The organism is Hydrogenophaga sp. YM1 (assembly GCF_016903055.1).
In the GTDB taxonomy this organism is placed as follows: domain Bacteria; phylum Pseudomonadota; class Gammaproteobacteria; order Burkholderiales; family Burkholderiaceae_C; genus Hydrogenophaga; species Hydrogenophaga borbori.
Map to the genome: position 1 here is coordinate 2685138 of NZ_CP070223.1, position 22648 is coordinate 2707785.

The 22648-nt window shown below is 68.1% G+C and carries 25 protein-coding genes; 9 read left to right on the forward strand and 16 right to left on the reverse strand.

Features of this window, described 5'->3' with window-relative positions; all coding sequences use genetic code 11:
* Window positions 1-80: 80 nt before the first annotated feature.
* The 7 genes from JNX00_RS12585 to JNX00_RS12615 all read right to left on the reverse strand — a co-directional run bounded on the left by JNX00_RS12585 (window position 81) and on the right by JNX00_RS12615 (window position 8377).
* Window positions 81-776: an ABC transporter ATP-binding protein gene (locus tag JNX00_RS12585; RefSeq protein ID WP_070398380.1), complete on the reverse strand. Its 696-nt coding sequence runs from the start codon at window positions 774-776 to the stop codon at window positions 81-83.
* A complete protein-coding gene (locus JNX00_RS12590; protein ID WP_070398379.1) occupies window positions 776-1561 on the reverse strand; it encodes an ABC transporter ATP-binding protein in 786 nt (261 codons plus the stop codon). The genes JNX00_RS12585 and JNX00_RS12590 overlap by 1 nt, the downstream gene beginning before the upstream one ends.
* Window positions 1558-2859, reverse strand: a complete 1302-nt coding sequence (locus JNX00_RS12595) for a branched-chain amino acid ABC transporter permease (RefSeq protein WP_204742503.1) — start codon at window positions 2857-2859, stop codon at window positions 1558-1560. The genes JNX00_RS12590 and JNX00_RS12595 overlap by 4 nt, the downstream gene beginning before the upstream one ends.
* 3 nt (window positions 2860-2862) lie before the next feature.
* Entirely contained in the window at window positions 2863-3897 is a 1035-nt protein-coding gene (locus JNX00_RS12600; RefSeq protein WP_070398378.1) for a branched-chain amino acid ABC transporter permease, read from the reverse strand.
* 169 nt (window positions 3898-4066) lie between these two features.
* Complete coding sequence (locus JNX00_RS12605) at window positions 4067-5299, reverse strand: branched-chain amino acid ABC transporter substrate-binding protein (protein ID WP_070398377.1); 1233 nt, start codon at window positions 5297-5299, stop codon at window positions 4067-4069.
* A gap of 154 nt (window positions 5300-5453) precedes the next feature.
* On the reverse strand, window positions 5454-7097 hold the full coding sequence (locus tag JNX00_RS12610) for a 3-(methylthio)propionyl-CoA ligase (RefSeq protein WP_204742504.1): 1644 nt from the start codon (window positions 7095-7097) through the stop codon (window positions 5454-5456).
* 116 nt (window positions 7098-7213) lie between these two features.
* Entirely contained in the window at window positions 7214-8377 is a 1164-nt protein-coding gene (locus JNX00_RS12615) for a hybrid sensor histidine kinase/response regulator (RefSeq protein ID WP_204742505.1), read from the reverse strand.
* 147 nt (window positions 8378-8524) lie between these two features.
* Between JNX00_RS12615 and JNX00_RS12620 the strand changes: the two genes are divergently transcribed.
* Genes JNX00_RS12620 through JNX00_RS12630 form a run of 3 tightly spaced genes read left to right on the forward strand, consistent with a single transcriptional unit; the run spans window position 8525 to window position 11460 of the window.
* A complete protein-coding gene (locus JNX00_RS12620; protein ID WP_204742506.1) occupies window positions 8525-10015 on the forward strand; it encodes a YdiU family protein in 1491 nt (496 codons plus the stop codon).
* Window positions 10016-10028: 13 nt separating this feature from the next.
* Window positions 10029-10436 carry a peptide-methionine (R)-S-oxide reductase MsrB gene (gene msrB / locus JNX00_RS12625; RefSeq protein WP_204742507.1) on the forward strand — a complete coding sequence of 136 codons (408 nt, stop codon included), beginning with the start codon at window positions 10029-10031 and terminating at the stop codon, window positions 10434-10436.
* Between the two features lie 4 nt (window positions 10437-10440).
* Complete coding sequence (locus JNX00_RS12630) at window positions 10441-11460, forward strand: LLM class flavin-dependent oxidoreductase (protein ID WP_204742508.1); 1020 nt, start codon at window positions 10441-10443, stop codon at window positions 11458-11460.
* 9 nt (window positions 11461-11469) lie between these two features.
* On the opposite strand, the gene JNX00_RS12635 is transcribed toward JNX00_RS12630, so the two are convergent.
* Entirely contained in the window at window positions 11470-12432 is a 963-nt protein-coding gene (locus tag JNX00_RS12635) for a DUF533 domain-containing protein (RefSeq protein ID WP_204742509.1), read from the reverse strand.
* A 108-nt stretch (window positions 12433-12540) separates the two neighbouring features.
* Here JNX00_RS12635 and JNX00_RS12640 point away from each other — a divergent pair, with 108 nt between their 5' ends.
* The 3 genes from JNX00_RS12640 to JNX00_RS12650 all read left to right on the forward strand — a co-directional run bounded on the left by JNX00_RS12640 (window position 12541) and on the right by JNX00_RS12650 (window position 14235).
* Complete coding sequence (locus tag JNX00_RS12640) at window positions 12541-13086, forward strand: septation protein A (protein WP_070398370.1); 546 nt, start codon at window positions 12541-12543, stop codon at window positions 13084-13086.
* 7 nt (window positions 13087-13093) lie between these two features.
* Complete coding sequence (locus JNX00_RS12645; protein WP_070398369.1) at window positions 13094-13366, forward strand: BolA family protein; 273 nt, start codon at window positions 13094-13096, stop codon at window positions 13364-13366.
* An 89-nt stretch (window positions 13367-13455) separates the two neighbouring features.
* Window positions 13456-14235, forward strand: coding sequence for a peptidylprolyl isomerase (locus JNX00_RS12650; protein ID WP_204742510.1), 780 nt, complete (start codon window positions 13456-13458; stop codon window positions 14233-14235).
* Window positions 14236-14309: 74 nt separating this feature from the next.
* Here the strand turns inward: JNX00_RS12650 and JNX00_RS12655 are convergent, their stop codons facing one another.
* From JNX00_RS12655 to JNX00_RS12685, 7 genes are read right to left on the reverse strand one after another with little or no spacing between them, the layout of a single operon-like run.
* A complete protein-coding gene (locus JNX00_RS12655; protein WP_239478137.1) occupies window positions 14310-14897 on the reverse strand; it encodes a malonic semialdehyde reductase in 588 nt (195 codons plus the stop codon).
* A 26-nt stretch (window positions 14898-14923) separates the two neighbouring features.
* Window positions 14924-15232 (reverse strand): Dabb family protein, encoded by a 309-nt coding sequence (locus JNX00_RS12660; RefSeq protein WP_175442808.1) that lies wholly within the window; start codon window positions 15230-15232, stop codon window positions 14924-14926.
* A gap of 9 nt (window positions 15233-15241) precedes the next feature.
* Window positions 15242-15547, reverse strand: coding sequence for a YciI family protein (locus JNX00_RS12665; RefSeq protein ID WP_204742511.1), 306 nt, complete (start codon window positions 15545-15547; stop codon window positions 15242-15244).
* Between the two features lie 4 nt (window positions 15548-15551).
* Window positions 15552-16871, reverse strand: coding sequence for a TRAP transporter large permease (locus JNX00_RS12670; protein WP_204742512.1), 1320 nt, complete (start codon window positions 16869-16871; stop codon window positions 15552-15554).
* Window positions 16864-17424 (reverse strand): TRAP transporter small permease, encoded by a 561-nt coding sequence (locus tag JNX00_RS12675; RefSeq protein WP_204742513.1) that lies wholly within the window; start codon window positions 17422-17424, stop codon window positions 16864-16866. The genes JNX00_RS12670 and JNX00_RS12675 overlap by 8 nt, the downstream gene beginning before the upstream one ends.
* 9 nt (window positions 17425-17433) lie before the next feature.
* Window positions 17434-18531, reverse strand: a complete 1098-nt coding sequence (locus tag JNX00_RS12680; protein WP_070398363.1) for a C4-dicarboxylate TRAP transporter substrate-binding protein — start codon at window positions 18529-18531, stop codon at window positions 17434-17436.
* Between the two features lie 36 nt (window positions 18532-18567).
* Entirely contained in the window at window positions 18568-19398 is an 831-nt protein-coding gene (locus JNX00_RS12685; protein WP_204742514.1) for an intradiol ring-cleavage dioxygenase, read from the reverse strand.
* A 146-nt stretch (window positions 19399-19544) separates the two neighbouring features.
* Here JNX00_RS12685 and JNX00_RS12690 point away from each other — a divergent pair, with 146 nt between their 5' ends.
* From JNX00_RS12690 to JNX00_RS12700, 3 genes are read left to right on the forward strand one after another with little or no spacing between them, the layout of a single operon-like run.
* Window positions 19545-20480, forward strand: a complete 936-nt coding sequence (locus JNX00_RS12690; protein ID WP_070398361.1) for a LysR family transcriptional regulator — start codon at window positions 19545-19547, stop codon at window positions 20478-20480.
* Between the two features lie 24 nt (window positions 20481-20504).
* Complete coding sequence (locus JNX00_RS12695) at window positions 20505-20771, forward strand: DUF2164 domain-containing protein (protein WP_070398360.1); 267 nt, start codon at window positions 20505-20507, stop codon at window positions 20769-20771.
* Window positions 20772-20804: 33 nt separating this feature from the next.
* Window positions 20805-22451, forward strand: a complete 1647-nt coding sequence (locus JNX00_RS12700) for a hypothetical protein (protein ID WP_204742515.1) — start codon at window positions 20805-20807, stop codon at window positions 22449-22451.
* Here JNX00_RS12700 and JNX00_RS12705 read toward each other — a convergent pair.
* Window positions 22425-22643, reverse strand: a complete 219-nt coding sequence (locus JNX00_RS12705) for a hypothetical protein (protein ID WP_204742516.1) — start codon at window positions 22641-22643, stop codon at window positions 22425-22427. The genes JNX00_RS12700 and JNX00_RS12705 overlap by 27 nt on opposite strands.
* Between the last annotated feature and the right edge of the window lie 5 nt (window positions 22644-22648).

Genomic DNA, 22648 nt, shown 5'->3' on the forward strand with positions numbered 1-22648 from the left:
GCCGCGGCCAGTGCGCGTGCGGCCGCCATCCGGCCGTTGTACCAGGCCTGCGACCTCAGGGTCGGTCGCTGGCCCCTGGGCTAGACCTCCAGCCACTCCTTGCGCACCGCCGGATCGGCCTTGAGCTGCTGCGGCGTGCCGTCGAAGACGATGCTGCCGTGCCCCATCACCAGCGCACGGTCGGAAATGCTCATGGCGATGGTGAGCTTCTGCTCGATCAGCAGCACCGAGATGCCGCGCGCCTTGAGCTTCTGCAGGTACTCGGCCACCAGCTCCACGATCTTGGGCGCCAGGCCCTCGGTGGGTTCGTCGATGATGATCAGGTCCGGGTCGCCCATCAGGGTGCGGCACAGGGTCAGCATCTGCTGCTCGCCGCCCGAGAGCACGCCGGCCTCGGTGTGCTGGCGTTCCTTCAGGCGCGGGAACATGGCGTACATGTCGTCGAATCCCCAGCGCGAGCCCTTGCCGGCGCCCTTTTGCCCCAGCAGCAGGTTCTGGTGCACGGTGAGCGTGGGAAAGATGTCGCGGCTCTCGGGCACGTAGCCCAGGCCCAGGTGGGCCACCTCGTAGGCCTTGCGGCCCACGATCTCCTGGTCCTTCCACCGCACGCTGCCCTCGCAGTCCACCAGGCCCATGATCGCCTTGGCGGTGGTGGAACGGCCCGAGCCGTTGCGGCCCAGCAGCGCGACGATCTCGCCGCTGCGCACCTCGAAGTCCACGCCGTGCAGCACGTGGCTTTTGCCGTAATAGGCATGAAGGTTCTGGATCTTCAGCATCAGTGCCCCGCTCCCTGCGCCTCGGCCACGTGCGAGCCCAGGTAGGCCTCCTGCACGCGTTCGTTGGCGCGCACCGCCTCGGGCGTGTCGAAGGCCAGCACCTCGCCGTACACCACCACGGCGATGCGGTCGGCCAGGCCGAACACCACGCCCATGTCGTGCTCCACGGTCAGCAGGGTCTTGCCTTCGGTGACGTCCTTGATCAGGCCGATGAAGCGGCTGGTCTCGCTCTTGCTCATGCCGGCCGTGGGCTCGTCGAGCAGGATCACGTTGGCGCCGCCGGCGATGGTGATGCCGATCTCCAGCGCGCGCTGCTCGGCGTAGGTGAGGTTCATGGCCAGCACGTCGCGCTTGCGGTCGAGCTGGATCATGTGCAGCAGCTGCTCGGCGCGCTGGTTGGCGTCGGTCAGGTTGGCCAGGAACTTCAGGAAGGTGTAGCGGTAGCCCAGGCTCCACAGCACCCCGCAGCGCAGGTTCTCGAACACGCTGAGCTTGGGGAAGATGTTGGTGATCTGGAAGCTGCGCGACAGGCCCGCGCGGTTGATCTCGAAAGGCCGCTTGCCGTCGATGCGCTGGCCGTTGAGCAGCACCTGGCCACTGGTGGGCGCGAAGCGCCCGCTGATGAGGTTGAACAGCGTGGACTTGCCCGCGCCGTTCGGTCCGATGATGCCCACGCGTTCGCCCGCCTTCACCGACAGGTTCACGCCGCGGATGATCTCGGTCTTGCCGAAGCTCTTGCGCAGGTCCTTGAGCTCCAGCGCCGGAGTGGATGTGGTGCCGCTCACAGCGCCTCCCTCTGCTTGATCTGGTTTTCGATGTCTTCCTGGATGGCGCCCCAGCGGCGCGCGAAGCCGCGCCGCGCCCATTCGAAGAGGCCGAAGCCGCCGAACGCCAGCGCCAGCGCGCCCAGCCAGCTGGCCCAGCCACGCGCGTGCAGCGTCAGGCCCAGGAAGTTCAGCTCGTCGCCCAGCGTGGTGCTGAGCTGCAGGTGGTAGACCATCTCGATGATGGCCGCCACGCCCAGCAGCATCACCACAGCCGAGGCGATCAATGCCAGGTAGCTGCCGCCGAGCTCGCGCAGGCGGCCATGGGCGGCCACGCGCACGTTCATCATGATCAGGCTGGCGATGCCGCCGGGCGCGTACATCACCATGAACAGGAAGATGAGGCCCAGGTACAACAGCCAGGCCTTGGTGAGCTCGGACAGCAGGATCAGCGCCAGCACCATCAGCACGCCGCCGATGATGGGGCCGAAGAAGAAGGTGGCGCCGCCCAGGAAGGTGAACAGCAGGTAGGCGCCCGAGCGCGCCGCGCCCACCACCTCGGCGGTGACGATCTCGAAGTTGAGCGCGCCCAGGCCGCCCGAGATGCCCGCGAAGAAGCCCGCGATGATGAAGGCCAGGTAACGCACCTTCTGCGTGTCGTAGCCGACGAACTCCACCCGCTCGGGGTTGTCGCGCACGGCGTTGAGCATGCGGCCCAGCGGCGTGCGCGTGAACGCGTACATGGCGGCCACGCAGACGAAGGTGTAGAGCGCGATCAGGTAGTACACCTGCCGCTGCGGCCCGAAGGTAATGCCCATGAAGGGTTCGCCGGCCATGCGGTCGCCCGACACGCCGCCCTCGCCACCGAAGAACTCGGGGATCATGAGCGAGAGCGCGAACACCAGCTCGCCCAGGCCCAGCGTGATCATGGCGAAGGTGGTGCCGGACTTGCGCGTGGTGACGTAGCCGAACAGCACCGCGAAGCCCAGGCCCGCCACGCCGCCCACCAGTGGGATGAGCGAGACGGGCATGTGCATCGCGCCCTCGGTCACGCGGTTGAGCGCGTGGATGGCCATGAAGGAGCCCAGGCCGGTGTAGACCGCATGCCCGAAGCTGAGCATGCCGCCCTGCCCCAGCAGCATGTTGTAGGACAGGCAGGCGATGATGGCGATGCCCATCTGCGAGAGCACCGTCAGGCCCAGGCCGCTGCCCCAGATCAGTGGCGCCACGATCAGCAGCAGAGCAAAGCCGCCCCAGGTGATCCAGCGGCCGGTGTTGAAGCGGCGTGGCGCCGCCAGCGTGGAGGTGGTGGTGTTCATGGCTCAGCTCTCCCGTTTGCCCAGCAGGCCACGCGGGCGGAAGATCAGGATCAGCACCAGGAACAGGTACGGCAGGATAGGCGCCACCTGCGACAGCGTGAGCCGGATGTAGGAGTTGTTGCGCAGGCCCTCCGACAGCGGCACGCCAATCTGCTCGAACAGCGTGAGCAGCGAGTACTCGAAGGCGACGGCGAAGGTCTGGATCACGCCGATGAGCAGCGAGGCCACGAAGGCGCCCGACAGCGAGCCCATGCCGCCCACCACCACCACCACGAAGATCACCGAGCCCACGGTGGCGGCCATGGCCGGCTCGGTGAGGAAGGTGCTGCCGCCGATGACACCGGCCAGACCCGCGAGTGCCGAGCCGGCGCCGAACACCAGCATGAACACGCGCGGCACGTTGTGGCCCAGCGACTCCACCGCCTGCGGGTGCGTGAGCGCGGCCTGGATCACCAGCCCGATGCGCGTGCGCGTGAGCAGCAGCCAGACCGACAGCAGCATCACCACCGCGACCAGCATCATGAAGCCGCGCGTGGCGGGGAACGGCGAGCAGACCACGCGCACCGCCGCGTCGGTGGCGCTGCACAGCTCGGGCGCGGCCGCGCCCCAGACCAGGCGCAGGCCGTCCACGGAATGGTTGATGAGGGTGAAGGCCGGGCCCTGCAGCAACTCGGGCGGACGGAACTCCACCGCGATGCGGCCCCAGATGAGCTGAACCAGCTCGACGATGACGTAAGACAGGCCGAAGGTCACCAGCAGTTCGGGCACGTGACCGTACTTGTGCACCTTGCGCAGGCACTGGCGCTCGAAGGCCGCGCCCAGCAGGCCCACCACGATGGGCGCGATCACCAGCGCCGGCCAGAAGCCCACGAACTGCGCCACCTGGTAGCCCACGTAGGCGCCCAGCATGTAGAAGCTGGCGTGCGCGAAATTGAGCACGCCCATCATGCTGAAGATCAGCGTGAGCCCCGAGCTGAGCATGAACAGCAGCAGCCCGTAGCTGAGCCCGTTCAGCATCGAGATGATGAAAAACTCCATTCCCTCAGACCTTCATCGTTGAAATTGAAAGAGCCCGAAACGGCACCCCGCCTCGGGCTCCTGCGGCGTGACGTGCCTCGACCCAGAGACACCGCGGAACCGGCTTTGCCGGGCCGCTGGTGTCGCCCCCTTGAGGGGGTCGCGCGAAGCGCGGCGGGGGTGCGTCACATCACGGGCGCTTCATCTGGCAGCTCGTCGGGGTGCTCGACACATAGTTCGGGTACTCCGCCACCGGCGCCAGTGTCATGCCGGTCTTCTCGGGGCTGTAAGGGTGCTTGGCGTCCGCCTTCTGCCACACCGACATGTACAGCGGCTGCTGCAGCTGGTGGTCGGTCTTGCGCATTTGCACCTCGCCGTTGAAGCTCTTGACCGTGAGGCCTTCCATGGCGGCGGCCACCTTCACCGGGTCGGTGGACTTGGCCTTGGCCATGGCAGCGCCCAGCATCTCGTAGATGCGGATGGTGGAGCCGGTGTAGAAGTCGTCGTTGTACTTCTGGTTGAACTCCTTCATCCACTTTTCCATCTGCCCACCCATGTTGTAGTGGTTGTAGGCGATCTGGTAGACGCGGCCGGCGCCGTTGGTGCCCAGCGCGGTGGGCGTGCCGGTGACGCCCGCGTAGTAGGTGAAGAACTTGCCGTTGTAGCCGTTCTCGTTGGCGGCCTTGATGAGCAGCGACAGGTCGGAGCCCCAGTTGCCGGTGATCACGGTGTCGGCGCCCGCCGCCTTGATCTTGGCGATGTAGGGCGCGAAGTCGCGCGTCTGCGCCAGCGGATGCAGGTCCTCGCCCACGAACTGGATGTCGGGGCGCTTGCGGCCGATGGTTTCCTTGGCGTACTTCACGACCTGGTGGCCGTGCGAGTAGTTCTGGTTGAGCAGGTAGATCTTCTTGATGTCCGGCTGCGTGGCGATGAAGCTGGACATGGCCTCCATCTTCATGGACGTGTCGGCATCAAAGCGGAAGTGCCAGTAGCTGCACTTGCTGTTGGTGAGATCGGGGTCGACCGCGGAGTCGTTGAGGTACAGCACTTCCTTGCCGGGGTTGCGCGCGTTGTGCTTTTCCACCGCGTCAGACAGCGCCAGCGCGACCGAGGAGCCGTTGCCCTGGATGATGTAGCGCGCCCCCTGGTCGATGGCGGCCTTCAAGGCGTTCAGGCTCTCCGCCGGGCTGAGCTTGTTGTCGATCGCGGTGATCTCGAACTTCACGCCGGCCGGGTTGCCCTTGCCGCTGAACTTCTCGGCGAAGAACTGGTAGCCCTTGAACTGGCTCACGCCCACCGGCCCCAGCAGGCCGGTCAAGGGGTCGATGCGCACCATCTTGACGGTTTCGCCCGCCTGGGCGAAGGACGCGCCGGACGCCACCAGCAGGGCCGCCGCGGCCAGGGCCTTCATGCTCGATTTCATGCCTTGTCTCCTTGATGAGGGTGTTGAACCACAAAACCCGAGCAGCGTAAGGCGCGGTGGCGCGGAGGCGCTTCAGGGATTGCCCGGACCCCTATCCCCTGGGCGACACCCGCGCCCGCCCCCTGCACCGTTGCGGGGCGGCGCGGGCCCACCCTCACACCCCCGGCAGCACGTAGTCGTGGAGCTGCTGGCGCAGCACCATCTTCTGCATCTTGCCGGTGGCGCCCAGCGGGATCGCGTCGACGAAGACCACGTCGTCGGGCACCTGCCACTTGGCGATCTTGCCTTCGTAGAACTTGAGCAGCTCGTCGCGCGTCACCTCGGCGCCGGGCTTCTTCACCACCACCACGATGGGCCGTTCGTCCCACTTGGGGTGCTTCATGCCGATGCAGGCGGCCATGGCCACGGCCGGATGGGCCATGGCGATGTTCTCCACGTCGATCGAGCTGATCCACTCGCCGCCGGACTTGATCACGTCCTTGCTGCGGTCGGTGATCTGCATGAAGCCGTCGGCGTCGATGGTGGCGACGTCGCCGGTGGGGAACCAGCCGTGGCCCTGGGCGTCGTAGCGCAGCGGGTCGCCGCCCTCGCCCTTGAAGTAGCTGGCGATGATCCAGGGCCCGCGCACCAGCAGGTCGCCGTAGCTCTTGCCGTCCCAGGGCAGCTCGTCGCCGGCCTCGTTCACGATCTTCATGTCCACGCCGAAAATGGTGCGGCCCTGCTTGAGCCGCACCTTGAGCTGTTCGTCGGCCGGCAGCGCGAGCTGGGCGTTCTTGAGCGTGCACACCGTGCCCAGCGGCGACATCTCGGTCATGCCCCAGGCGTGCAGCACGTCGACACCGTACAGGTCCTTGAAGGCGCTGATCATGGCCGGCGGACAGGCCGAGCCGCCGATCACCGTGCGCTTGAGGGCGCTGAACTTCAGCTGGTTTTGCTGCAGGTGCGCCAGCAGCATCTGCCAGACCGTGGGCACGCCGGCGGCCATGGTCACGCCCTCGGCCTCGATGAGTTCGTAGACCGACTTGCCGTCCAGCGCCGGACCGGGGAACACCAGCTTGCAGCCCACGGCCGCCGCGGAGTACGGCAGGCCCCAGGCGTTGACGTGGAACATGGGCACCACGGGCAGGATGCTGTCGCGCGCCGAGCAGCCCATGGCGTCGGGCATGGCCGCCCCGTAGGCGTGCAGCGTGGTGGAGCGGTGCGAGTACAGCGCGGCCTTGGGGTTGCCGGTGGTGCCGCTCGTGTAGCACATGCTGGAGGCGGTGTTCTCGTCGAACTCGGGCCAGGCGTAGCTGTCTTTCTGCGCGCCGATCCAGGCCTCGTAGCTCTGCAGGCCGGGAATGCCGCTGTCGGCGGGCAAGGCGGACGCATCGCACAGGGCGATCCAGTGCTTCACCGTCGGGCACTTGCTCCACACCGCCTTGACCAGCGGCAGGAAGCTCATGTCGAAGCACAGGGCCTTGTCTTCGGCGTGGTTGACGATCCACACCAGTTGCTCGGGGTGCAGCCGCGGGTTGAGGGTGTGCAGCACCCGGCCGGTGCCGCTGACGCCGAAATACAGTTCCAGATGGCGATAACCGTTCCAGGCCAGCGTGGCCACGCGATCGCCGAAGCCCAGGCCCAGCGCGTCCAGGGCATTGGCCACCTGGCGCGAGCGGCGCGAGACCGCCCGCCAGTTGGTGCGGTGGATGTCGCCCTCGACCCGGCGCGAGACGATTTCGGTGGCGCCGTGGTGCCGCTCGGCGTGCACGATGAGGTTGGAAATCAGCAGCGGTTGGCTCTGCATCTGGCCCAGCATGAGTCGGTCTCCGAAGTGGTTGGAATCGTGGCGGCCATGCTAGCCCGGCGCGCAGCGCCCGGCGGACGGGGTTGTCCCGGAGGCAACACCCCCCGGGGGACGGCCGTGCCGCGCGCTCAGGCCGCGCCGACCGCCGGCTGCACGCCGCGCTCGAAAGCCAGCTCCACCGTGGTGCCTTGGCCCAGCGCGGACTGCAGGCGGATGGCGCCGCCAGCGGCCTGCATCACGCGCTGGCAGAACATCAGGCCCATGCCGTTGCCGCCAGTGGCCGCGCGCGTTGTGACCGGCTCGCGCGTGAGGCGCGCCAGCACCTCGGGCGCGATGCCGGGGCCGTTGTCGATGAAGCGGATCCAGGCGCGCGGGGCGCCCGGCCCCGGCGCGCAGTCCACCTCGATGCGCAGGCGCGGTTCGGCCGTGTCGCGCAGCGCCAGGATGGCGTTCTTGGTCAGGGTGCACAGCACCAGGTACAACAGGTCGCGCCGCCCGGGCAGGCGGAAGTCCTGCCGCAGCTCGGTGCTCACCCAATGGCGTTCGCGGTCTTCGAAGGGGTACTCGTCGACCAGCGAGCCCAGCAGGCTGGCCGCGCTCACGGTCTGCGGGGCGGCGCCCGGGTAGGCGTCGCGCGCCGACTGCACGAAGGTGGCCACCAGCGACTGGCAGTACAGCGCCCGTCGCTCGGCGCGCTGCAGCGCCGCCAGCAGCTCCTGCGGGCCCAGACCCTCGAAGCGCACCGTGCCCGGGGCGTCGCCCGGCTCCGGCGGTCGGTGGCGCTCCAGCACCGCCGCCACGCTGCCGCGCACGGTGGCCAGCGGCGTATTGAGCTCGTGCGCCAGGAAGCCCAGGGTTTCGCGCAGCGCGGCGGCGCGGCCCTCGTTGAGCGCACGCTCCAGCGCCTGGTGGCGGTAGAGCGACAGCGCCTCGCGCAGGGCCTCGCGCGTGGGCTCGTCCTCCAGGGGCTTTTCCAGGATGCGCATCACCTGGCCCTGGTTGACCGCCGCGATGGCCACGTCTTTCTCGGCATAGGCCGTGACCAGCAGGCGCACCAGGTGGCGGTGCTCGCGCCGCACGAAGCGCAGCAGCTTCATGCCGTCCTGCTCGGGCATGCGGTAGTCGGTGATGAGGGCCGCGAAGCTCTCTCCGCGCTCGGTGAGGATGGCCAGCGCTTCGTCCACGCTGGCGGCGGTGGATATCTCGAATTCGTCGCCAAAGCAGCGCGAGAACCACTGCCGGGACACGGCTTCGTCGTCAACGAACAGGATGGCCTGGGCGTCAGTCCGCATTGTTCTTCTTCATGGTTGTTATTCCCCCTGGCGCCAGCGTGCGGCCGACGCATAACCGGCGCCTATTATCAAGTGCGGCCCGGTGCTGGCAATCCGCCATGGCCCTGGTGCCACGCCGGAATACCCCCTGCGGGGACAATTCACCAGATGAACGACACCGCGCTCGCCGCGCCCGCGGCGCTGGACCTCGCCCGGCCCTGGCGCCACCGCTTCGCCGACCTGGGGCCGGCCTTTTACACCGAGGTGCAGCCCACCCCGCTGCCCGACCCCCACCCGATCGGACTGAACGCCCCGCTGGCGGCCGCGCTGGGGCTGGACCCGCAGCGCCTGCGCCAGGCCGACGCCGTGCGGGCGCTGGCCGGCTCGCTGCCCATCGAGGGCACGCGCCCCCTGGCCACCGTCTACAGCGGGCACCAGTTCGGCGTCTGGGCCGGCCAGCTCGGCGACGGCCGGGCCATCCTGCTCGGCGAGCTGGACACGCCCGAGGGGCCGATGGAGGTGCAGCTCAAGGGCGCCGGCCTCACGCGCTACTCGCGCATGGGCGACGGCCGCGCCGTGCTGCGCAGCTCCATCCGCGAGTACCTGTGCAGCGAGGCCATGCATGGCCTGGGCATACCGACCACGCGCGCGCTCAGCCTCACCGGCTCGCCGCAGCCGGTGGTCCGCGAGACCGTGGAAACCGCCGCCGTGGTGGCGCGCGTGGCGCCCAGCTTCATCCGCTTCGGGCACTTCGAGCATTTTTCGGCCAACGGCCACACCGCCGAGCTGCGCCGCCTGGCCGATTTCGTCATCGACAGCTGGTACCCCGAATGCCGCGACGGCCAGGGCAATGCCTACGCCCGGCTGCTGCAGGCCGTGAGCGCGCGCACCGCCGAGCTGATGGCCCAGTGGCAGGCCGTGGGCTTCTGCCACGGCGTGATGAACACCGACAACATGAGCGTCCTGGGCCTCAGCATCGACTACGGCCCCTTCCAGTTCATGGACGCCTTCAACCCGGCGCACATCTGCAACCACAGCGACCATGGCGGGCGCTACGCCTACCACCGCCAGCCCAACGTGGCCTACTGGAACCTGTTCTGCCTGGGCCAGGCCCTGCTGCCGCTGATGGACGAGCAGCAACAGGCGCTGGACGCGCTGGAGCCGTACAAGGCCCTGTTCCCCGCCGCGCTCACGCGCCGCATGGGCGCCAAGCTGGGCCTGGCGGACACCCGGGACGGCGACGCCGAGCTGGTCGAATCGCTCATGCAGCTCATGGCCCAGGACGCGGTGGACTTCACCATCCTGTTCCGCCGCCTGGGCGACGCCGCCGAGGGCCGACTGGACCCCGCGCGCGACCTCTTCCTGCAGCGCGAGGCCTTCGACGCCTGGGCCGCTCGCTGGCAGGCGCGCCTGCGCGCCCAGCCCGGCTTCGACGCCGCCGCCACCGCGGCCGCCATGCACCGCGTCAACCCCCGCATCGTGCTGCGCAACCACCTGGCGCAGACGGCCATCGAACGCGCCCAGCAAGGCGATTTCAGCGAGGTCGACCGGCTGCTGAACGCCTTGGCGGCCCCGTTCGACGAACGAGCCGGCGAGGACGACCTCGCCGCCTTCCCCCCCGACTGGGCGCAGCACATCGAAATCAGCTGCTCCTCCTGAAAGGACCGCCGACATGGACTTTCCCATCAAGAAAACCGAAGCCGAGTGGCGCGAGATCCTCGCCGCCAAGGGCGCCGAGCCCGGCGCCTTCGAGGTCACGCGCAAGGCCTACACCGAGCGCCCCTTCACCGGCAAGTACGAAGAGATCTGGGCCGATGGCAGCTACCACTGCGTCTGCTGCGGCAACCACCTGTTCGACGCCGGCACCAAGTTCGACGCCGGCTGCGGCTGGCCCAGCTTCTGGAAGGCCATCCCCGGTGCCATCACCGAAATCAGCGACCGCAGCCACGGCATGGTGCGCACCGAAACCGTGTGCAGCCAGTGCGGCGCCCATCTGGGCCATGTGTTCGACGACGGTCCCGCGCCCACCGGCCTGCGCTACTGCATGAACTCGGCCGCCATCGACCTGCAGGAGAAGTGAGCCGATGCCGAACCTCGCCGACATCCGACTGTCCATGCTTGACCTCGTCGCCGTGCGCGAAGGCGGCAGCGTGGCCGACGCCCTGGCCATCGCGCGCCAGACCGCCCAGCACGTGGAGCGCCTGGGTTTCACGCGCTACTGGCTGGCCGAGCACCACAACATGAGCGGCATCGCCAGCTCGGCCACGGCCGTGCTGGTGGGCCACATCGCGGGCGCGACGCAGCGCATCCGCGTGGGCTCGGGCGGCGTGATGCTGCCCAACCACGCGCCGCTGGTGGTGGCCGAGGCCTTCGGCACCCTGGCCGAGCTGTACCCGGGCCGCATCGACCTGGGCCTGGGCCGCGCGCCCGGCACCGACGGCCTGACCATGCGCGCGCTGCGGCGCGACCGCGTGGAGACCGAAGCCGATTTCCCGCGCGAGGTGGCCGAGCTGGCCGCCTTCCTGGGCCCGGTGCAGCCGGGCCAGCGCGTGGTGGCCGTGCCGGGGCAGAACACCCACGTGCCGATCTGGCTGCTGGGCTCCAGCCTGTTCTCGGCCCGGCTGGCGGCGCAGCGCGGCCTGCCCTTCGCCTTCGCCTCGCACTTCGCGCCGCGCCTGCTGCTGCAGGCGCTGGAGGTCTACCGCGCCGAGTTCCAGCCCTCCGAGACCCTGTCCAAGCCCTACGCCGCCATCGGCGTGCCGCTGATCGCCGCGCCGACCGACGAGGAGGCGGAGTACCTGGCCAGCAGCACCTACCAGCGGGTGCTGGGCATCCTCACCGGCAAGCGCGGGCAGCTGCCGCCGCCGGTGGAAGGCTTCGTGGCCTCGTTGGCCCCGCACGAGCGCCAGGGCATCGGCGACTTCCTGGCCGCCGCCGTCATCGGCAGCCCCGATTCGGTGCGCGCGGGCCTGCAGCGCCTGGCCGACCTGACCGAGGCCGACGAGTTCATCCTCGTCAGCGACGTGTTCGACCCGGCGCTGCGCCTGCGCTCGCTGGACATCGCGGCGGCGGTCATGCGCGAGGGCGCACCGGCGCCCGCCTGAGCGGCGCGTTCAGCGCCCGCGCACCATCGCCATTACCTGGCCCGCGTCCAGGGTGGCGGCCTTCTGCTGGATCTGCGGCAGGTACTGCGACTGCATCTGCTTGGCCGGGCCGAGCAGATCCTGGAAGCTCTGCTTGAGCAGGTCCGTGCTCATCTGGCGCCCGCCCGCGTAGTAGCGCTTGGCCACCTGTCCCAGCGCATAGGTGGTGGCGAACGAGAACGCCATGCCGGTGGCCGCGCGGCCCACCCCGCCCAGCGCGCGCCCCGCGGCCTTGCCCAGCAGGCCACCGATGAGCTTGCGGCCGAATTGCTCCAGGTACTGCGAGGTCAGGCCCACGCCCACCGCCGCGATGAACTCGCGGATGTGGCCCTGGTCCAGCTCCACGCCGTGCGCCTTGCCGATCTCGTAGACCATCTTGACCTGCAGCGGAATGATGGCCATCGAGGCCCAGGACTGCGGCAGCAGCTCCAGCGCGCCGTTGAGCAGCGCGTAGTTCAGGATGGACTTGTCCAGCGCCGCCCCGTCGGGCCCGCGCCGCTCGCTCTCGACCGGGGCCGCGGCGGCGGCCACCGCCACGGGCGCCACGGTGGCGGCCGCGTCCACCAGCTCGGCCTCCGCCTTCTCGAACGCCGCCGATTCGGCCGCATCCGGCCGCAGCCGCGCCTTCAGGTCGGCCAGGAACGCCGTTTCGGCCGGCGAGCGGGCGCCGTCGGCGTCGCACACGCAGACCGCCATTTCGTAGGCCAGTTCCCGCTGGCCCGGGTCGCCCAGCCGGGCCACGCAGGCCGCCAGGTCCACCCGCTTGAGCAGCACGTCCTGGTACACCCTGGCCAGGCCGGCGGCCCCACCCTCCCCGCCCAGGGATTCGGCGATGCCGCGGATGCTCTCGCGCTCGGCGTCGGCCTTGGCGCCGTCGGCCAGGGCGGCCATGAGGGCGATGGTGAGGATGGCTTGCTGTTCTTGCGGGCTCATGAAATCTCCAGACGACGAACGGGAATGGCCGCCAGGCGGCGGCCGGACGTCAGAGCCGCCCGGCCCCGCCGCGGTTCCCTGGTGCGGGCTCCACGGATAATCGCACCCATGCGCCTGCTGATCGACTTTTTCCCCATCCTGCTCTTCTTCGCCGCCTACAAGATGCAGGGCATCTACCTGGCCACCGGCGTGCTCATGGCCGCCACCGTGGCGCAATGCGGCATCGTCTACGCCATCGACCGCAAGCTGCAGAACATCCACAAGATCACGCTGGTGCTGGTGCTGGTGTTCGGCGTGCTCACCCTGGTGCTGCAGGACGAGCGCTTCATCAAATGGAAGCCCACGGTGCTCTACGCGGGCATGGCCGTGGTGCTGGGCGCCGCGCTGTGGGGCTGGAAGAAGAACTTCCTGCAGATGCTGCTGGGCAGCCAGCTCACCCTGCCCCAGCCCGTGTGGGCGCGCCTGACGGTGGCCTGGGTCGGCTACTTCTTGTTCATGGCCGCCATCAACGCCTGGTTCGCCGCCTATCAGACCACCGAGCAATGGGTGAACTTCAAGCTCTGGGGCTACATCTTCCCGGTGCTTTTCATCGTCGCGCAGGGCCTGTACATCGCGCGCCACATCAAGGACGACGAGCCCCGCTCCGAAACCTGAGCCACCCATGAGCCCCACCGTCCCCACCGCCGCCGCCATCGAGGCACGGCTGCGCGACACCCTCGCGCCCAGCGCCCTGGAAGTCATCGACGAAAGCGCCGCGCACGCGGGCCATGCGGGCGCCAATGGCCTGGGCTACGGCACGCATTTCCGGGTGCGCATCGCGGCGCCCGCCTTCGCCGGACTGGGCCGGGTGGCGCAGCATCGCCTTGTGTATGATGCCCTGCGTCAATTCACCGACGCCGGGCTGCACGCCCTGGCCATCGAGATCCAGCGCTGACACGGCCCCCGGCTACCTTCTGTCACATCCCCCGCGAACCCGCGCGGGCGCGTCGGCTCCAACCCCTTTTTCCAACTCCGAGGATTTCCATGAAAGTCACCCTCACGGCACTGACCGCGGCGGCGCTGATCACCACCGCTCCCTGGGCGGCCGCGCAGAACGTGGCCATCGTCAATGGCAAGCCCGTGCCCACGGCGCGCGTCGAGGCGCTGGTGCAGCAGATCGAGGCCACGGGCCGGCCAGTGGACGACGCCGTGCGTGCGCAGATCAAGGAAGAAGTGGTGCTGCGCGAAATCTTCATGCAGGAGGCGCAGAAGAAAGGCGTGGCCAACAGCACCGAGTTCAAGAACCAGATGGAACTGGCGCGCCAGACCATCATGATCCGCGCCCTCTTCGCCGACTACCAGAAGAAGCACCCGGTGACCGACGAGGAGATCAAGGCCGAGTACGACAAATTCGCGGCCGCCAGCGCCGGCAAGGAATACAAGGCCCGCCACATCCTGGTCGAGAAGGAAGACGAGGCCAAGGCCATCATCGCCAGCCTGAAGAAAGGCGCCAAGTTCGAGGACATCGCCAAGAAGCAGTCCAAGGACCCGGGCTCCGGCGCCAACGGCGGCGACCTGGACTGGGCGCCCGCGGCGAACTACGTGCCCGAGTTCTCGCAGGCCCTGCTCAAGCTGGAAAAGGGCCAGCTGGCCGACGCGCCGGTGCAGAGCCAGTTCGGCTGGCACGTGATCCGCGTGGACGACATCCGGGACGCGGAAATCCCCAAGCTGGAAGAGCTCAAACCGCAGATCGCGCAGCAGCTGGCGCAACAGAAGATGCAGAAATACCAGCAGGAGCTGCGCGACAAGGCCAAGGTGCAGTGAGCGGCGCCCGGCCCGTCCCGGCATGAAAAAAGCGCGGCCCGGCCGCGCTTTTTTGTGTCCGCCGCCGGGGCCGTTCAGAGCACGCGGCAGGCCTCGTCGAAACCCAGGCGCGCATTGCGCTTGAACAGCAGGCTGTCGTCGCCGTAGCCGAGGTTGATCAGGAAATTGGTCTTCCAGCGGCCGTCGGGGAAGAACTCGGCGTCGACCTTGCCAATGTCGAAACCGCTCATGGGACCGCAGTCCAGGCCCAGGGCGCGCGCCGCGACGATGAAGTAGGCGCCACCGAGGGTGCCGTTGCGCGTGGCGGTGGCGCTGGCCAGGGCCGCGTTGGCCTCGAAGTTCTCCTTGGCGCCCTCGCGGTGCCAGACCTGGGGCATGTACTCGTAGAACCGGGTGTCGGTGGCCACGATCACGGTCACCGGCGCGGTCCGCGTCTTGTCCAGGTTGCCCGGCAGCATGGCCGGCAACAGGCGCTCGCGCGCTTCCTTCGAGTTCAGGAACACGTAGCGCGTGGGCTGGGTGTTCATGGAGGTGGGGCCGAGCGCGGCCAGCTCGTACACCTGCTTGAGCAGCGCCTCGGGCACGGGCTTGTCGAGGAAGCCGTTGGCGGTGCGCGCCTTCAGGAACAGGGTGTCGAGGGCGGCGTTGTCCAGGGGGGTCACGGAGAAGGGTCCTTTCGGTTCGGGCATCAGTGGGGGAAGTAGTCGACCTGGTGGCGCGCGATGCGCAGGCCTTCGAGCGCCTGGCGCACGCGCAGGTGCTCGGGGTGCGTAGCGTAGTCGGCCAGGGCTTGTGCTGTCTCGAACTCGGAATAGAGCACCACGTCGCAGGCGTAGTCCACGCGGCTGATGTCCACGCCGATCTCCAACGCGAGCAGGCCCGGGATGCGCCCGCGCATGCCCTCGAAGGCGGCCTTCAGGCGCTGTGTGTTGCGGGTCTTCTCCTCCGCGCTGTCGCCGAGGATGTTCCACATCACGATGTGTTTGACCACAGGCATGTTGTCGGCTCAGGCGGTGGGCGGGAATCCCGCCTTCTGTGGCCACAGGTTCTGGAACGCATAGACCGAGACGCTGGCGTACAGCCCGGCCCGCGTGAACGGCTCCTGCGCCTGCCATTGCAGCGCGGACTCGCGGCTGTCGAAGTCGATGGCCAGCACGCTGCCCACCATGGTGGCGCCGTCGTCGGCCAGCAAGGGGCCGGCGAAGGCGATGCGATCGGCCATGGCGCCCAGATAGGCCTTGTGTTCGGGGCGCATGCGCTGGCGCAGCTCGAGGCCGCCGGGTTTGTCGAGAAGGTGGAAGACGTAGATCATGGGTTCACATGCGCGCCAGCCAGGTGGACAGGCTGGGGAAGATGGCGAGAACGAACAGCGAGAACACCATCACCAGCACGAAGGGCAAGGTGCCGGCGAAGATGTCCTTGATGGTGATGGAAGGATTGTTGAGCGCGCTCTTGACCGTGTAGACAGAGACACCGAACGGCGGGGTGAGCAGGCCGATCTCCACCGCCACCACGGTGAGCACGCCGAACCAGATCTTGTCCATGCCGAAGCTGGCCGCGATGGGCAGCACGATGGGCAACATGATCAGCATGATCGAGACCGAGTCGATGATGCAGCCCAGCGCGATGACGATCAGCAGGTAGGCAGCGAGAAAGCCCCAAGGCCCCAGACCCATGTCGGTGATGCCCGTGGTGATGGCCGCCGGCATGCCGGTGAGTGCGAGCATGCGGCTGTAGAGCGAGGCCGCCACGATGAGGAACAGCACCGACACCGACACGTAGCCCGTTTCGGTGAGCACGCTCCACAGCTTGCGCCAGGTGAGGCGGCGGCGCGCGATGGCGATCACGAAGGCGCCCGCCGCGCCCACGGCGCCGGCCTCGGTGGGCGTGAAAAAGCCGCTGTACAAACCGCCCAGCACCAGCACGATGAGCAACAGGATGGGAAAAAACTTTACCGATGCGCTGGCCCAAGTTTCAGTGTCCTGGTTGGCCGCCGACGCGGCCTGGCCCGAGGAGTAAATGCTGCTCGGGCGCAGATAGGCCAGGCCCAGGATCAAGGCGCAGAACAGCAAGGCCAGGAGCAGGCCGGGCAGGATGCCCGCGAGAAACAGACGGCCGATCGACTCCTCTGCGATCACGCCATAGATGATCATCAGCAGGGAGGGCGGAATCAACATGCCGAGCACCGACGACCCCGCCACCACACCCACGGAAAAGCGCGGCGTGTAGCCGTGGCGGATCATCTCGGGCGTGGCCACCTTGGTGAACACCGAGGCCGAGGCGATGGAGATGCCGGTGATGGCCGCGAACACCGCGTTGGCACCCACCGTGGCCAGGCCCAGGCCGCCTCGCAGGCGGCGCAACAGCCACTGGAACACGTCGAAGGTGTCGCGCCCCACCCCGCTCACGCTCACGAACATGCCCATGAGCACGAACAGCGGCACCACGCCGAAGAGGTAGTCGCGGATCGCGTCGTTGGCTGCCGCGCCGACGAAGCGGGCGGCGATCTCCGGCGAGCGCATCAGCCAGACCGTTGCGAAGGACGTGACGATCAGCGCGATGCCGATGTGCATGCCCAGGATGATGAAGGCCAGCATCACCCCGATGGCCATGAAGCCGAGCAGCAGGTCAGACATGGTCGCCCCCCTGGCTGCTCTCGCGCCAGTCCTGCCAGGCCAGCAGCACGTACTGCAGCGCCGCCAGCGCCGCGCCCACGAACACCACGATGCGCATCGGCCAGGTGGGGAAGGTGAACACGCCCTCGACGCCGAAGAACTCATTGTTCGCCCAGGCGCGCTGGAACAGCGGCCAGGTGGCGTAGGCGATCACGCCGCAGGCGAAGACGCCCGCAAGCGAGAACACCGCCCGCAGGCGTTTGCCCGCCTGGGGCCGCCGGGCCACGAAAGGGTCGATGAACAGGTCGGCGCGGCTCATGCGGCCGTGGCGCAGCGTGGCCGGCAGTTGCAGAAACACGATCACGATGATCGAGGCCGCGACCATCTCGGCCACGCCGTCAAGGGGATGGTTGAAGGCGTTGCGCATGAACACGTCGGCGCACATCAGCACCATGACGAGCGCGATGACGATCGAGCCCAGGCCGTTGAGCGCGTCGACCACGTGCCCGAAGGGGCTGGACGGCGCCGCCGGGACCGGCGCCTCTTCCAGGTTGGTGTTGGCTTCGTAGCTCATGAAGGGCGATCAGAGTTCCTTGTCCCAGTCGCGCAGGGGCTTGGCGCCGCGCTTGCGCAGCTCCTCCAGGTAGGTCTTCACGATTTGCGCGGCCGGGCCGCGCGAGGCATTGGCCTTGACCCAGTCGCCCGCGATGTTGGGCATGGTCTTGGCCCACTTCTCGCGTTCGCCGGGGGCCATGGGCGCGATTTTCACCGGCACGGCCTGCTTGGCGCCCTGCTCGCCGATGGCCTTGAGCGCGGCCTCGTAGCGCTGCATGAGCGTGTCGCCCAGCACGCGCGAGTACTCCAGGCCCACGTCCTTGATGATCTTCTGCACCTCGGGCGGCATGCCGTTGAAGGTGTCCTTGTTGATGGCCATGCCGCCGTTGTAGAGCGCGCCGATGTCCACCGTGGTCACATAGGGTGCCACCTCGTACACCTTGCTGGGCAGGATGCCGGTGGCGATGGAGATGGTGCCCTCGCTCACACCGGTCTGGATGTCGGTGTAGTAGCTGGTGAGCGAGCCGTCCACCGGCACCGCACCCGAGCCCTTGAGCCACAGGCCCAGCGCGCCGGGCGCCGAGATCTTCTTGCCGCTGAGATCGGCGTAGGTGCTGATGGGGCTCTTGGTGAACAGGTGGTAGGTGTCCACGCCCGAGGCGCCCAGGAACACCAGGTTGTTGCGGTCCCACTCGGCCTTGAGCGCGGGGATCTTCTCGTTCAGCTCGTTGGCCACCTGCAGCAGGGTGCGCACGTCGCCGGTGGCGAAGGGCGTGACGGTGGCGTACTGGGTCAGCGGCATCTTGGCCGCTTCGAGGTTGGCGAACACCCAGCCGATGTCGGCGATGCCCTGGCCCACGCTGGTGAGCGTGGCGTTCATCTTGTAGAGCTGGCCGCCGTAGGCCTCCTTCCATTCGATCTTGTAGCCCTTGCCCAGGGCCTCCACGCGCTTGTTCACCTCGGGCACGAAGAGCGTGCTCATCAGCCCCACCCAGGGCAGCGAGGTGGGGTGGCTGGACGCGATGGTGAGCTTGAAGGTCTGCTGCGCGTGGGCCGGGGCGAGGCCCGCGGCCATCAGGGCGGCGGCCAGGGCACTGGCCACGAAAGCGCGTTTCTTGATCGTCATGGTCTTGTCTCCTCGTTGTGTCTCAGGGGGTCGAAATCAGGGGGACGGGTTCAACACGAAGTCGAAATCCAGGGTGACGCGGCCGTCGGGCTGTTCCACCCAATCGGCCACCAGGGAACTGCGCACGCCGAACACGGCGTCGGAATCGAGGTAGGGGTCGCCGTCGCGGAAGACGTGCGTCACCAGGGTCTCGTAACCGGGCGCCTGCAGGCGGAAATGCAGGTGCGCGGGCCGCCAGGGGTGGCGCTTGGTGGCCGTGAGCATCTCGCCCACGGGACCGTCGTTGGGGATGGGGTACGGCTCGGCCACCACGCTGCGGAAGTGAAAGCGCCCCTCGGCGTCGCTGCGCAGCACCGCCCGGCCCTGCGGCTCGGCCAGGCCTTCGCGCTGCACGTCGTACAGGCCGTCGGCGTCGGCCTGCCAGACGTCGATGACCGCGCCCGCCACCGGCTCGCCGCCCAGGCCGCGCACGCGGCCCGAGACCTCGCAGGGCCGGCCGGGCGCGCCGTTGGCCACGTCGGCGCCGTGCGGCATCTCGGGTGCGCCTTCCACGTGGAAAGGCCCGAACACCGTGGCCTCGGTGCAGCCCGGGGGCTTGTGGTTGTTCAGCGCCACCGTCAGCATCGACAGGCCCAGCGTGTCCGACAGCAGGATGAACTCCTGGCGCTGCTCGTCGCAGGTGTGGCCCACGCGGGTCAGGAAGTCGATGCCGTAGGCCCATTCGGCCTCGGTCAGCTTGACCTCGCGGGCGAAGGCGTGCAGGTGCTGCACCAGGCTGGTCAACACCTGCTTGAGGCGCGGGTCGGGTGTCTGGGCCAGGCGGGCGATGACCGCCTGGGTGATGTTGTCCTGGTTGAGGTTCCTCACCGTCGTGTCTCCGGTTGGGTGCCGCGGGGCCACCGTGGCGGCAGAATGTAGGCGGCCCGAAATGGAAAACCAATGCCCGGGAAACAAAAGACTTTTCCGGCGCGCGAAAGAAACCAAGGGACAACCCGGAGACGACGAGAGAGCCGATGGACCGCTGGACCGAGATCGAACTGTTCGTGCAGGTGGCCGAAACCGGCAGCCTGTCGCGCGCGGCCGAAGCCCTGAACCTGAGCAACGCCAGCGCCAGCCGCCACCTGGCGGCCCTGGAGGAGCGCCTGGGCGTGCGCCTGGTGGAGCGCAATACGCGCCGCCTGTACCTCACCGACACCGGGCAGGAATTCTTCCAGCGCGCGCGCAACATCCTGAGTGACCTGCGCGACGCCGAGTCCGACGTGAACGCCGCGGCGCTCAACCCCACGGGCCTGCTGCGCGTGACGGCCTCGCTGAGCTTTTCCATGCACCACATCGCGCCGCTGCTGCGCGAGTTCACCGAGCGCTACCCCCATGTGAGCGTGCACGTGGAGGCGGCCAACCGCTACCTGGACATCATCGACAACAACATCGACGTGGCGATCCGCACGCGCGAGTACGAGCCCGACAGCAACATCACCATCCGCCGCCTGGGCGAAACGCGCCGCGTGCTGGCCGCCTCGCCGGGCTACCTGGCCCGGCATGGCTTTCCCAAGGGGCTCGACGACCTGCAACAGCACAAGCTGCTGGTCTACCTGCACGCCAACACGCCGAACGAACTTCGCTTCACCCAGGTGGCCACGGGCGAGCAGAAAACCATCCAGATCAAGGGACTGCTGGAGACCAACGACGGCCAGATCGTGCGCGCCGCCGCGCTCGACGGCATGGGCATCCTGATCCAGCCGAGCTACATCGTCTACGACGACATCGTGGCCGGCCGCCTGGTGCCGGTGCTGGAGGACTGGGACCTGCCCCACCTCACCATCAACCTCGCCTACCCCAGCCGCAAGCACCTCTCGGCCAAGGTCCGCGCCTTCATCGACTTCATGGCGGGGCACTTCGCCAAGATGGACTACGAGCGGAAATGGACCGGGCGATTTGCGGTGTACTGACCTTCCCTCGACCACGCCACGCCAATGCCCATCGAACTTCCCCGCGACGAACGCGCGCAAGCCATCGCCTCCATCGAACGCTACTTCCAGGAAGCGCTCGACCAGCGCATTGGCAACATCGGCGCCGGCGCGCTGCTGAACTTTTTCCTCGAGGAGATCGGCCCGCTGGTCTACAACCAGACGGTGGCCCAGGTGCAGGAGCGGCTGCAGCAGCGCATGCAGGAACTCGACATCGAGTTCCACGAGGACGAGTTCCAGTACTGGCGGCGACAGGCAAAAGCGCGGCGCTGACCCACCCCCACCCTGCACTCTTCGAGACCCACCATGAGCCTCACCTCCGGTTTGCCTCGCGTTGTCATGCTGGCGATCGCCCTGCTCATGCCCGTGCACGCCCACCTGGCGGTGGCCGCGGACCCCGCCACCAGCGCGGAGCCGATTCCCGTGGTGGCCGGCAAGCTGCACAACGGGCAGATCCACGGAGGGTCGACGGCATTCCTCTCGCAGAACGCGGTGGCGGACGTTCGGCTGCCCCACCACGCCAGGCATGTGTTCACGGCCGACGCCCCGGGAGAACTGAGCATCTCGGCGCATTCCGACACGCGCCACCTGGTGCTCGCCGTTCTGCAGAACGGGCAGTTGCTGAAGACCGCACAGCCCCACCCGTCACGGCTCGCCACCCAGCAACTGTCGGTGACGGTGAGCGCCGGAGACCGCCTGGAAATCATGGTGGGCGGGGACGCCTCGCAAACCCCTGTGCCCTATAGCCTCTGGGTGATCGATGCCCATGCGCCGGCGCTCGTTCCCCCCTTGCCGCGCGCCGTTCGGGTCGACGTCAAGAAGAGCGCCGGACAGGGGCTCAGCCCGGCCACACCGTTCCAGTCCCAACCGGCGCACTGGTTTTCGGTGCCAGCCGCCAAGGACAGCAAGGACTGGTACACCATCCGCGCGTCGTCCAAGGACTTCGACCCGATGCTGGTGATGCTGGACGACAAGAACCAGGTCATCACCTGGCAAGACGATGTCAGCCGCCAAGACCGCTCCGCGGTGTTCACCTTCCGGGCGTCCCAGGCGCCTGAGCATTTCGTGCTGATCCCGGCGGAAGAATTGGGCGCGAAGGACCCCACCAGCCTGAAGTACGACCTTGACGTCAGCCGCCGGCCCTACGACCCCAATCGCCCCTTCATCGCCGGGATCGAGTACTACCTCGGCAGCACACTGGGCGCCTTCATCCTCGGCGTCGTCGCCTCGGCGCTCATCTCGTATTACTTCTATGTGCGCTCCATCCGCACGAAAGAGCTGCATTGGGAGGTCATCTCGGACGAGATCTTTGTCGACAGTTCGTCCACGGCCCAATCACTCAACATCACGGTCAACGGGGTGGAGGTTCAGGAGGCCAGCCGGCTGCGGGTCCGCTTCGTGGCCAAGGGGCCGCACCAGATCGCCAGCAACCTCGTGGCGACACCCCTGAAGCTCCAGCTGAAAAATGCCCTGGCCATCCTTGCCATGTCCGAGCGGCGCAGCGAGTCATCGGGCTGGAGGGCCTTGCCGGTGCCGAATGAGGCCAGCATCCGCCTGGACTTTGACCGGCTCAACCCCAAGGACTCCATCGAGCTGGACATCATCTACTCCCAAACAGGCGATCAACTGCCCGAAGTGGCGGGCGCCGTGCTGCACGGCGCCATTGCCGAGGTGGCGATCCACAAGGACCACGACCGCCCGGCCACGGTGGTCACCCGGATCGCGACCCTGGCGCTCAACCTGATCGCCCTCCTTCTCCTGCCCCTGTTGCTGCTGGACTCTGTCTTTCGCTTCATGCCGGGCTGGTGGGCGCAGCTGTGGATCTACTACATGCCCTGGTTGCTGCTGATCGTGATGTTCTATTCCTTCGCCACCGCGGAAGGCCGGTCGTCGCTCATGAAGATGCTTCGTTACCTGGCCTCGGTGTCACTGTTCTGGCGCCGGCGGACCTGAGGCGGCGGCGCACCGCGCTTCGACCGCGTGCCTGAACGCGCGGATGCAGTCGGCAAGCTCGTCGGGATGCTTCGCCAGACCGTCCTTTTCCATCCCCAGGTAGGCGGCGCGCGCCTGCGCCAGCAGCCCGTCCGGCAGGGCGACGGCCGCCGACACCTGCGCGCGGATGGCCGGGGGGACAAGTGAATGCATGTGCG